10 protein-coding genes are annotated in these 11,588 nt (G+C 61.5%); 5 read left to right on the forward strand and 5 right to left on the reverse strand.

The annotated features are described in order from the left end of the window. Nucleotides 1-174 precede the first annotated feature (174 nt). Both WDB86_RS02290 and WDB86_RS02295 read left to right on the forward strand, forming a co-directional pair. Nucleotides 175-1,026, forward strand: coding sequence for a MipA/OmpV family protein (locus WDB86_RS02290; protein WP_339107429.1), 852 nt, complete (start codon nt 175-177; stop codon nt 1,024-1,026). Between the two features lie 119 nt (nt 1,027-1,145). Next, nucleotides 1,146-2,549, forward strand: coding sequence for a tetratricopeptide repeat-containing sulfotransferase family protein (locus WDB86_RS02295; RefSeq protein WP_406736482.1), 1,404 nt, complete (start codon nt 1,146-1,148; stop codon nt 2,547-2,549). Nucleotides 2,550-2,561: 12 nt separating this feature from the next. Here the strand turns inward: WDB86_RS02295 and WDB86_RS02300 are convergent, their stop codons facing one another. The 5 genes from WDB86_RS02300 to WDB86_RS02320 all read right to left on the reverse strand — a co-directional run bounded on the left by WDB86_RS02300 (nt 2,562) and on the right by WDB86_RS02320 (nt 8,221). Then, nucleotides 2,562-4,415, reverse strand: coding sequence for an ABC-F family ATP-binding cassette domain-containing protein (locus WDB86_RS02300; RefSeq protein ID WP_339107427.1), 1,854 nt, complete (start codon nt 4,413-4,415; stop codon nt 2,562-2,564). A gap of 78 nt (nt 4,416-4,493) precedes the next feature. Further along, entirely contained in the window at nt 4,494-5,141 is a 648-nt protein-coding gene (locus WDB86_RS02305) for a hemolysin III family protein (protein ID WP_406736483.1), read from the reverse strand. A 110-nt stretch (nt 5,142-5,251) separates the two neighbouring features. Then, nucleotides 5,252-6,436, reverse strand: coding sequence for a hypothetical protein (locus WDB86_RS02310; RefSeq protein ID WP_406736484.1), 1,185 nt, complete (start codon nt 6,434-6,436; stop codon nt 5,252-5,254). 42 nt (nt 6,437-6,478) lie between these two features. Continuing rightward, the gene (locus WDB86_RS02315; protein WP_339107424.1) at nt 6,479-6,919 is read right to left on the reverse strand and encodes a hypothetical protein; all 441 of its coding nucleotides are present in this window, start codon (nt 6,917-6,919) and stop codon (nt 6,479-6,481) included. A gap of 255 nt (nt 6,920-7,174) precedes the next feature. After that, the gene (locus WDB86_RS02320; protein ID WP_339107423.1) at nt 7,175-8,221 is read right to left on the reverse strand and encodes an extracellular solute-binding protein; all 1,047 of its coding nucleotides are present in this window, start codon (nt 8,219-8,221) and stop codon (nt 7,175-7,177) included. A gap of 163 nt (nt 8,222-8,384) precedes the next feature. Between WDB86_RS02320 and WDB86_RS02325 the strand changes: the two genes are divergently transcribed. The 3 genes from WDB86_RS02325 (at nt 8,385) to WDB86_RS02335 (ending at nt 11,565) form a co-directional block, all read left to right on the forward strand. Continuing rightward, complete coding sequence (locus WDB86_RS02325; protein ID WP_406736485.1) at nt 8,385-9,800, forward strand: cryptochrome/photolyase family protein; 1,416 nt, start codon at nt 8,385-8,387, stop codon at nt 9,798-9,800. Nucleotides 9,801-9,880: 80 nt separating this feature from the next. Continuing rightward, entirely contained in the window at nt 9,881-10,357 is a 477-nt protein-coding gene (locus tag WDB86_RS02330) for a TrgA family protein (RefSeq protein WP_406720836.1), read from the forward strand. 68 nt (nt 10,358-10,425) lie between these two features. Continuing rightward, nucleotides 10,426-11,565 (forward strand): NUDIX domain-containing protein, encoded by a 1,140-nt coding sequence (locus WDB86_RS02335; protein WP_406736486.1) that lies wholly within the window; start codon nt 10,426-10,428, stop codon nt 11,563-11,565. The last annotated feature ends 23 nt before the right edge of the window (nt 11,566-11,588 follow it).

Raw genomic sequence — 11,588 nt, forward strand, 5'->3', positions numbered from 1 at the left:
ATTTTGATCAAGGAAACGGGCCGGTTTCGCGGGCGCAGGAGGGCGTGATATATCCATGCAACAGTTTCGCGGGAAATTGATTGCAGGAGTGGCAAGTTTGGCGATCTGCTTTAATATCTGCGCAAATTATCGACGGGCCGCGCGATGCGGGACCAAGAACGAGGGAATCATACCGTGACCCAGATCACTGCAAAAATCGCCGCAGCTTCGGTTGCCTTGCTGCCGCTTCTGGCTCCTGTTGCACAGGCCGAAACCAGCCAGTCCGAAGGGTATAATTTCTCGACCCCGCGCGTTTCGACGCAATCCTCCGGCGCCGGAATGAAGTTCACGCTTGGCGCTGGTGTTTCGGTCAGCCCGGAATATCCGGGATCGGATGATTACACCGCAGGCCCCGATATGGTGTTCCGCATCCATGCGCTGCAATATGGCGGCCTGACCTATGGCAATCCCGATCCCTATGCCGAGAAATCGGGCCTCGGGGTCTCGGGGTCGTTCCGCTATATCGGCAAGCGCGATTCCAGCGATTATGACGAGCTTGCCGGTCTGAGCGATGTGGACGCCTCGTTGGAAATGGGGCTGGGGCTGAGCTATGACACCGATTATTACAAGGTTTACAGCGATGTGCGTTATGGCGTTATCGGTCATAACACCTGGGTCGGGGAGGTCGGTGCCGATCTCAAATTGCATCCGACCGAGCGCCTGACCCTGACCATGGGGCCGCGCGCCTTCTGGGGCACGGAACGTTATGCGCAAACCTATTACGGCGTGTCGGCGGCGGAAGCCGCAGCCTCGGCTGCCGCAGGCGGTTCGCTGACGGCCTTCGATCCCGATGGAGGATTCTTGTCCGCCGGTGTGGAATTCGGTGCCAAATACCGCTTTGACGGCGGCTGGGGTGTTGAAGGCTCGGTGCGCTATGACAAGCTGATGAACGATGCCAAAGACAGCCCGATCACCAAAGCCGGTTCGGACGAGCAGTGGAGCATGAAGTTCGATGTCACCCGCGTCTTCACGCTTGGCGCGATGTAACGGCATCGGCCTTTGAAACGGCAAAGCCGGTCCTTCGGGGCCGGCTTTTTATTTTGGTAAAGGATTTCTTTGCTTATTGTCCCGATACTGCAGCCAAGTTCATAGGACAGGGCAGCAGAATGCGTGCAATCAGATATAGCGATACCCGTGCGGAGTTTTTGACCTTTTTCGAAAAGGGGCATTTCGTCAAGGCGTTGCACTTTCTCCAGAATCTTGCCGCACTTCACGGGGACACGCCCGAGTATATCCTCGATCTGGCCGAAACCTTCTGGCAGCTCGGGGAGGAAGGCAAGGCGCTGGAACTGCTGCGTATTCTGGTTGAACGGTTCCCGAAATTCTCTGCCGGCTGGTTCATTCTCGGACAGCGTCTCATGAATTATGGCGCGACCGAAGAGGGGCGCATGTGTTTTTCCCAAGCGCTGGAGATCGAGCCGCAATCGGTCGTTTTGCGCGCGACGATCGGGCAGATCGACCCCGTTAGCCCGAATAGCGCGCAGGCCCGCTATCTGAAAAAATCGCTCCAGACAGATCTGCCGGCTTCGGTCAAAAGCGAAGTCCTGCAGGCGCTTGCACGGGCCGAGGAATGTTATGGCAGTCCGGCCAAAGCGTTCGGCTACTGGAAGCAGATGAACCGGCTGATCAAGGGCGAGTTCGATGTGGACCAGCTTGCGCGCTATGTCGACCTGCTCGACGAGATTGCCGCCGATCTTCCCAGCGCCGATCCTGCTTGGCAAATGCCGAAGGTTGTCTTTATCTGCGGCATGCCGCGTTCCGGCACCACCATCACCGAGAGCTTGCTGGCGCAGCATCCCGACACGTTCGCGATGGGGGAGCATCTGTGTCTGTGTGGTCCGGCCCTGCTGTCCGGGCTGCCGGATTTCTCGCATACCGATGTCGCGCGGCTGGAAAAACTGCGCAAGCTCGACCGCCCTATGGTCGAGCAGCTGCGCTGGCATTTTTTAGGCAGCCTTCCCAAACACACCCCCGCCGGTAAGGTTCTGGTGACCAAAATGCCCGCGGATGCGTTCAGCCTCTGGGTGGCGCGGGCGGTGCTGCCCGATCTGCGGATCCTGCATATGGAGCGGCACCCGATGGATGTGGGGCTGTCGAATTTCAAACTCCACTTCACCACCCTTGTGCCCTATCACGCCCATCTCGACAAGATCGGCGGGGTCATGCGGCAGACATGGCGGATGCGCGATATCAACAAACGGATTTTCGGCGACCGGATGCGGGTGCAATCCTACCGCGCACTGGTCGAGGATCGTGAGGCCCAGATGGCCGAGATCCTGTCTTTTGCGGGTCTTTCAGCCGCATCCGACACTCCGGCCACGACCGAAGAGGTGCGTTCGGTCCGCACCGCGTCGGTGATGCAGGTGCGCGAAGGGGTCAATACCAAGGGGCTTGATAAATGGCGTCTCTATGAGCGCCAGCTTGCGCCGCTTCTTCAGGCACTGGGGGGACAGGCGGCTGTGGCGGATTGGGAAGCGCAGGACCGCGCGCGGAGCTTTCGTTTGCCCTAGGGAAAAGGCCCCTTAGGGGGCCTCTGCCGTTTCCAGCTTTTCCAAAGCGTCCATCCAAAGCGCTTCGGCACGGTCCATCGCCTCGCGCAGCTCCGCATATTTGCGGTTCCATGTTTCAAGCTCTCCGGCGCGCCCGTCCTCATACAGCGCGGGATCGGCAAGTTTGGTGGACAGCTTTCCGGCCATTTCCTCCAGCTTCTGTACCCGTTCCTCGCATTTGCGGACCTCCGAACGCAGCGCCAGCACCTGTTCGCGTGGTGCGCGTTTGGGCTTGGGTTTGGGCGCTTCGGGGGCGGCGTCCTTTTTGGGCGGGGTCAGAAGCTCTTGCCGGTAGGCATCAAGATCGGCCTCATAGGGGGCCACGCGCCCATCCTTTACCAGCCAGAGCCGGTCGGCCACCATCGACAAAAGATGCATATCGTGGCTGACCAGAATCACCGCGCCGGTATAGGTGTTCAGCGCCTCGGTCAGTGCCTCGCGGCTTTCGATATCAAGGTGGTTGGTCGGTTCGTCGAGGATCAGCATATGCGGCGCGTCGATGGTTGATAGCAGCAGCGACAGCCGTGCTTTCTGCCCCCCCGACAGCCGCCCGACCTCGGTTTCGGCCTGATCCGCGCCCAGCCCGAAGCCCGCAAGCCGTGCGCGCAGCTTCGATTGCCCCTCATCGGGGCGGATGCGTTGCAGATGCAGCAGCGGCGAGGCCCCCAGATCCAGCTCGTCCACCTGATGCTGCGCGAAATAGCCGATCCGCAGCTTGGAGGATTTCACCATCGAGCCGGTCATCGGCGCAAGCTTTCCTGCCAGCAATTTCGACAATGTCGATTTGCCCTCGCCATTGCGCCCCAGCAGGGCGATCCGGTCGTCCTGATCGATGCGCAGGTTCAGCCGTTGCAGCACCGCGCGGCCGTCATAGCCCACAGAGCCCCCTTCAAGGGCAACGATAGGCGGGGAAAGCTGTTCGGGTTCGGGAAAGGTGAAAACCTGTTTGGCCGCATCTTCGGGAGCGGTGATGGTTTCCATCTTCTCCAGCATTTTCACGCGGGCCTGCGCCTGTTTGGCCTTGCTGGCCTTGGCCTTGAAGCGGTCGACGAATTTCTGCAGATGGGCGCGGCGCTCGTCCTGCTTTTTGGCCGCCGAGGCCTGCTGTTCGCGATTGGCGGCACGCTGGCGCACGAAACTGTCATAGCCGCCCGAATAGAGCGTCAGCTTCTTGCCCTCCAGATGCAGGATCGAGCCGACCGCGCGGTTGAGGAGCCCGCGGTCGTGGCTGATGATGATCACCGTATGGGGGTATTTCGCCAGATATTGCTCGAGCCAGAGCGCCCCTTCGAGGTCGAGATAGTTGGTCGGTTCGTCCAGCAGCAACAGGTCCGGCTGGGCAAAAAGCACTCCCGCCAGCGCCACACGCATCCGCCAGCCGCCCGAGAAATCGGAACAGGGCATCAGCTGTTGCTCGGCGTCAAAGCCCAGGCCCTTCAGGATGGACGAGGCGCGTCCTTCCGCCGACCATGCATCGATATCGGCCAGTCGGGTCTGGATCTCGGCAATGCGGGCCGGATCGGTGGCGGTTTCGGCCTCGGCCAGAAGTCCCGACCGTTCGGTATCTGCCGCCAGCACCGTATCAAGCAGGCTGGTCGCGGAGGAAGGCACCTCCTGCGCCACACCGCCCACCTTGGCGCGCGAGGGCAGCGAGATATCGCCCTTTTCCAGAACGGCCTGTCCGCGGATCAGCCGGAACAGCGTGGTTTTCCCCGCACCATTGGGGCCGACAAGGCCGACTTTATGGCCGTCGGGGATGGTGGCGGAGGCATCCTCGAACAGAGGACGGCCTTCGATGGAATAGGTGATATCGGAAATTTTCAACATGCCCGAGCCATGCCGAAAGCCGGGCGGCGCGTCAACGGAAATCTCGTTGGCCTGCCGGTTGTCGGGGCGCGGCGGATGTCAGGCGGGTGCGGCCAGAAGCACGATGGCGATAAAATGCGTCACGGCGGCGGCCAGCACATGGCCATGCCAGATCGCGCGCGAAAAGGGGATGCGCTCGATCACATGGAAAACCGTGCCTGCGGTATAGATCAGCCCGCCCGTCACGATCAGGATCACGACCGTCAGCGGCAGGGAGGTGACAATCGGGTAGCTCGCGACCAAGCCGATCCAGCCCATCGCGAGATACATCACAAATCCCAGACGGTGCCAGCGGTTGAAAAAGCCAAGCTTCATCACCAGCCCTATGCCCGCAATCACCCAAGAGGCAATCGCCAGCGCCCATCCGGTCCGGCCCTCAAGGCCCAGCAGGGCCATCGGGGTATAGGTGCCGGCGATGAGCAGATAGATCGCGGCATGGTCGAAGCGGCGCAGAACGGCGCGGGTCGGGGCGTGAAGCGTCAGGTTATAGGCTGCGGAAAAACCGAAGCTGGCCAGCAATCCGCCCGCGTAGATGGCCAGAGGCCAGATATGGGTGACAGGGCCGGTGAGTGCCGCCCAGACCAGCAGTCCGCTGATCCCCGCAATCACGGTGACCAGCCCCAACACATGCATGACCCCGTCGGCGACATGTTCGCGCAGACTATGGGGCAGTCTGTATCTGTTCATGAGAGACATCCCGAATGGCTTCGCATCTGCAGCATAACGTATATCGGGTGACATGGGGGTGACACGGAGCGTTTCACACCCTTAGCACGGATGTTCACGCGAATGTGGCCTTATCCTTCGGCAGATATCCCGAAAATCGCGATCGCCGCGCCCAGCACCGCAAGCCCCGCATAGCGCAGGCGTTGCCCGCCTTGGGCCCGCAGCGCCGCCAAGGCCGACTGGAGTGCGTAATAGGCCGCAAAGGCGCGCGAGGCATAGGAGATGATCGCGAACAGATCGACCGTCCATGTCAGCGCGATGCCAAGGGCCACCAGCATGACATAGGCAAAGCCCGGACGCAGGCGGTTATGGCTCAGCTCTGCGGCCAGCCCGCCCGCGCCGCCGGTATCGGCCACCGCTGCCGAAAACTGTGCCGCAAGTGCTGCGGCCACCAGCATGACCGGCAGGATCGGTGCGACCACCCGCATCATTTCGATAATGGCGGTTTCGGTCAGCTTCATCTCGCCGGGCGGGAAGACATAGGCCAGAAGCACGATATACACCATATAGATCCCCGCCGAGAGCCATTGCGCCAGCTTCATCGCACGGATGCGGGTCGGGGCATCATAGTTGCGCCCCATATAGCGGGCGGTCTCGAAGCCCTGCACGGTGACAATCAGACCAAAGCCCAACCGGACAGCTTCCAGCGGCCCCAGATCGGGCGGCAGCAGATAGAGCGTGCCTTTCGAGGTTTCCGACAGGAAATAGACCGCCAGCCCCAGCAGCAGTCCCGCAATGATGGCCAGTTTCAGCGAGACACTGGCATATTCCATCCGCTCGAGCCGTTTGAACCCGCCCGACAGGCCCGCCGCCGCGATCACCACAAACACCACCGTGGTCACGATTTTGGCGTTCAGGCTGGTGTCCCACGGGGTCAGCGACACGGCGAAAGCCCCGAAAAGATTGAGGTAATAGGCGACAGAGATCACATAGGCGACCCCGAGCGCCACCGAAGACAGGGTTTCAAGCCCGCGAATGCCATGCGCGGGGGCCGTCTCGTGTTCGAGGCAGGCGATATTGTGACGGATCGCGCTGCCGAAGGCCCATGCAAGAAGGCAAAGCGCGGCCATGACCGCCGGGGCCAGCCAGCCATAACGGACCTGAAGGATCGGCCCCAGAACCAGAAAGCCCGAACCGATGATCGAGGCCAGCGGCGTGATCATTGCCCGCCATCCGGGGCGCGCGCGCATCCTCGGCCAGAACATGAACAGGCCCATAGCGGCGGCGAAGGCGAGGATGGCAATATCGAGTATCATATCGCCTATCTGGGCCGCGTGGGGGCGGAAGGAAAGGGGTTTTTATACCTCGGGGCTGGCCATTGCGCGCCAGTGTTCAATTCGTGCTGCAATATCAGGCCCATGTGTGGCAATCGCATCCTGCGCGAGCTTGAGCCGGTCCACCGCCTTTTCCAGCCGCGCCGAGATTTTCCGGATCTCGCTTTCGAGGATCGGGCAGAGTGTCTCGTTTTGCGAGATTTCACGGCGGCGGAGCAACCGGTCCAGATGGGTCTGCCACATCTCGACGGTGCGCATCTGGGCATGCAGCGTATCGGCCAAAACCTTGGCATGGGTGGTTTCGGCGCGAATAATCGCTTCGACAGATCTGTTTTTAAGCTCGGCGCTGCGCAGGCTTTCAAACCGGCTTCTCTGACCGTAGCCGGGCTGGTTGATCCCGCCCATCACAGGCGTGTCTATGCCACCGGATTCCGGCATAATCGCGATTTTGAACCCATATGTCACCGAACTGCCTACTCTGTATCACGAGACCTGCGCCTCATTGGGTATAGTTAACACAACAACTGTTGCGTGCAGTGGTTAACAGATCGTTAATCCGCGGGCAGAGCGTTACGTTCATATCCGATTTTTCTGATATATGACATCAAAGCCACGCCCCAAGGTCTGAACAGGGGCCTCCATACGGCCCATAAACCTCGATACGGCCCATAAAAAAGCCGCCCTCGGCGGGGCGGCTTTCGCGGGCTTGCAAGGGTGGGATCAGAACCCGGCCTTGATCTTTTCGAACTCCGCCAGCTGACGTTCGCGCATCTGCGGGTCATTGGGGGTTTGGGCAAGGATCGGGGCATCGACATGGCCAAGACCTGCGGCATCCAGATCCTCTTTCGAGAACTGCTCCATCGCCTTGACGTTGGTATGGCCATATCCGATGGCCTCCATCAGGGCAGGGGCTGCCGCGGGGGCCAGCCACGAATTGATGAAGTCATAGGCCTGATCTTCCGAACCGGGGCCATCCTTGAGGTTGACATAGCCGCAGAAGAAGGTGGACGAGCCTTCTTTCGGGGCGCGCTGGAAGGCCACCGGATAGCCATCGGCCTTGAGATAGGTCACGCCATCATTCCACGACCACGAAATGAGCACTTCGCCCGACGCCATGGTCTGGGCCTGTTCCGAAGGGTCGGTCCAGTAGGATTGCACATTCTGGTGGGCTTTGCGCAGCCATGCCGCCGCTGCCTGGAACTGGTCTTCGGTCACATTGGTCCAGTCCGACACGCCGGTGGCCAGATAGGCCAGCGCCCAGACATCATCCGAGCTGTCGGGCAGCGAGATACGGCCCTGATATTTCGGGTTCAGGAAGACATCCAGAGAGGCCACATCCTCGGCAGGCACTTTCTCGGGATTATAGGCGATGGCGGTCGCGCCCCAGTCGGTGGGGATATACCACACGCCCTGATCATCCTTGAAGATCTTGGAATTGAGGAATTTCGGGTCGATATCCTTGAAGGCGGGAATGCGCGAGACGTCCCACGGCTCGATCAGACCGGCATCGCGATATTTCGACACCATCTGCGAACAGGGATGGGCCACATCGGCTTTGAAGCCCGAGGCAAGCTTCTGGTAGGCCTCGTCGTCATCGCCGTAGAAGGTATAGCTGGGGCCAGCGCCATATTTCTGGGCATATTGCGCAAACAGGCCCGGCACTTCAAAGCCCGACCAGTCAAAGACCAGAAGATCGGGGCTTTCAGCCTGTGCCTGCAGACCGATCAGACAGGCCGCGCCTGCGAGCAGAGAGGTGAAATGTTTCATGGAAGTCCCTGTTTTATGTGTTCTCCCCCGACGCTAAAACGCAGCGCCCGACGCGACAAGAGGGATTTTCACATCGCCGTGCCGCGTCGTGAGCGGGTTTGGGGGCTGGACGTGGGTCATTTGCCAGCTATTTAGCCCTTTCAATGGTTTGACGGAGGGATTCATGGGGTTGAAACCGGTTATTCTATGGCTCAGACGCGATTTCCGTCTGCATGATCATCCGGCGATGGTGGCTGCCGAAAAAACTGGCGCTCCCGTGATCTGCGTCTTCATCCATGACGAGATCGTGGCCGGAACGGGGGCTGCGGCCAAATGGCGCTGGGGGGAGGCCATCGCCAGTTTCGCAGCACGGCTTGAGGAGATCGGCAGCCGTCTGATCCTGCGCAAGGGGGCGGCGCTGGAGGTCCTGCAGGGGCTGGTGCAGGAGACGGGGGCCACGCAGGTGCACTGGTCGCGCGCCTATGATCCGGCCTCGATTGCGCGCGACAGGGCTGTGAAGGCGGCTTTGAGGGAGAGCGGTATCGGGGCGCATAGCCATAAGGGCCATCTGATGTTCGAGCCGTGGGATGTCGCCACCGGCAAGGGCGAGCCCTACAAGGTCTACACCCCCTATTGGAATGCCGTGAAGGGACGCGGGGTGGACACCCCCTGTGACACGGTGCGCGCGCTGGCCGCGCCCGAGACATGGCCGGACAGCGAGGCTCTGGCTTCATGGCAGATGGGGGCGCAGATGCGGCGCGGGGGGCCTGTGCTGGCGGAACATGCCTGCATTGGCGAGGCCTCGGCCCAAGGGCGCATGGCCTCTTTCTTCGGGAACAAGATTGACGATTATAAGACTGCCCGCGATCAGGTCGACCAGAAGGGCACCTCGAACCTGTCGGAGAATCTGACCTATGGCGAGATCAGCCCGCGCAGCCTCTGGCATAGCGGCTGGGCGCGTATGGAAGCCGGTAGCGCGGGGGCCGAGACCTTTCTGAAGGAACTCGTCTGGCGCGAATTCGCATGGCATCTGCTCTATCATTTCCCCAAGCTCGATCACGAGAACTGGCGGGCCGAGTGGAACGGCTTCGGCTGGCGGCGCGACAATAACGATGCCGAGGCGTGGCGGCGCGGTCGTACGGGCGAGCCCTTCGTGGATGCCGCGATGCGCGAGATGTTCGTCACCGGCCAGATGCATAACCGTGCGCGGATGATCGTGGCCTCTTACCTCACCAAGCATCTGATGACCGATTGGCGGGTGGGGCTGCGCTGGTTCGAGGACTGCCTGACCGATTGGGATCCCGCCTCGAATGCGATGGGTTGGCAATGGGTGGCGGGCTGCGGCCCCGATGCCGCGCCCTATTTCCGCGTGTTTAATCCCGAGACGCAGGCCCAGAAATTCGACCCCGATGGCCGCTACCGCCGCGCCTGGATTGCCGAAGGACAGCCGCAGCCCGGCAAAACGGCGCTGCAATATTTCGATGCGATCCCGAAATCATGGCGGATGTCTGCGGATGACCGTTATCCGCCGCGGCTGGTGGATTTGAAAGAAGGGCGCGAAAAGGCGCTTGCGGCCTATGAGAGGCATAAAAAAGGCTAGGCTTTCCCGCGCCTTTCCAATTTTGGACATATTCCTGCGCGATGGTGCTGCCGATCTTGGTGAGGGGCAGGGGGCGCGCGATGCAGCGTATCGGCTATGACAATGCAAGGGCGCGGATGCCAACCGCCTCGCGGGCGGTTGCCGCGCTCGCGTTGGGGGGGGTGGCCTGGGCCTGTGCCGAAGCGGCGCTTGGCCTGCTGCCCGTGTCCACCGTGACCAAGGGATATGTGCCGGTGCTTGGGCTGACGGGGCTTCTGGGCGGCTGGTACGGGCTGGGCCGCGAAACGCTGCGCACGCCCTACCGTACCGTGCTGGCGGGGCTGCGGATGGCGCTTTATCTGGCAGCGATGACGGTGGTCTATCTGGGCGCACTCGATATGTTCCGTCATGCGCATATGGTCAAAAGCACCAATGTTTTCGGCGCTTTGCTGGATGGTCTCAGCTTCGGGTTGCGGGCTGCGGGGGAATTACTTTCTGTTGACATGCTTGGCATGGTCATTGTGGGTTGCGTTACCGCTGCTATCTTGACATGGCTGACACAGCGGCGCTGGCCCTGACCCTGGTCCTGACCCTCGGTCCGGCAGGCCACGCCCCTCCGGCTGGCAAGACTTGATAAGGTGATCGCGTGACCAAAACGTATTTCTTCTACGGAACCCTTAGCTATCCGCCCTTGCTGGAACGCGTTCTGGGCCGGATGCCGAATATGCGCCCCGCTTTTCTGGATGGCTACGAGCCGCGCGTGGCGCGCCGCAATGGCGAAGACCTGCCCTTTCCCATTCTGGTGCCCTCGGATCTGGGCGTTCCCGGTATTCTGATCGATACCGAAACTCCCGAAGAGGATGCCCGCCTTTACGCCTATGAGGGCGGATATTGCCTGCATGCCTGCGATGTCAGTGCCGATGGAATTGGCGGCACGGTTCGGGCGCAGGTCTTTTTGCCGGACGAGGGCGCGTGGCAGACGGGCGGCGCATGGGACCTTGCCGACTGGGCCGAGACTTGGGGCGAGCTGGCGACCGAGGCTGTCGAGGATACGATGGCCAGCCTGCAGGATCTGGATTTCGACCAGATCTATGACCGCCGCGAGGCCATGATGGTGCGGGCTGCGGCGCGTGTGCGCGCCCGCGAGACCGGCCCCGCCACACTCCGGCGCAGTGCGGAACGCGGCGATATCGTCGTGTCCGACCGGCGTATGCCCTATGCCAAGTTCTTCTCGGTCGAGGATTACCGGCTACAATTCCGCAAATTCTCGGGTGCGCTGTCCGCCCCGATGGATCGCGCGGTTTTCGTGTCCTGCGATGCGGCGGTGGTGCTGCCCTATGATCCGGTACGCGACAGGGTGCTGCTGATCGAACAGTTCCGCGTGGGGCCGATGGCGCGCGGCGATGGCAATCCGTGGCTTCTCGAGGCGATTGCGGGCCGTGTCGATCCGCTTGAACCCCCCGAGCAGACCGCCTTGCGCGAGGCGCAGGAAGAGGCGCATCTGAGCCTGCGCAAGCTGGTGCCTGCCGCGCAGTATTATTCCTCTCCCGGTGCCAAAAGCGAATATGTCTATAGCTATATCGGGATCGCTGACCTGACGGATGATGCCGCCGCGCCGGGGGGGCTGGCGGAGGAGGGCGAGGATATCCGCCCGCATCTGGTCAGCTTCGACGAGATGGTGGCGCTTCTGGACGCGGGCGAGCTGAACAATTCGATGGTCGTGATCTGCGCGCAGGCCCTGATCCGCCACCGCGATGCCCTGCGCGCCGAATTCGGCCAAGCCTAGGGCGATGCCGTCCGGATGCGGCG

The sequence above is a fragment of the Thioclava sp. GXIMD4215 genome (assembly GCF_045291555.1).
GTDB lineage: Bacteria > Pseudomonadota > Alphaproteobacteria > Rhodobacterales > Rhodobacteraceae > Thioclava > Thioclava litoralis.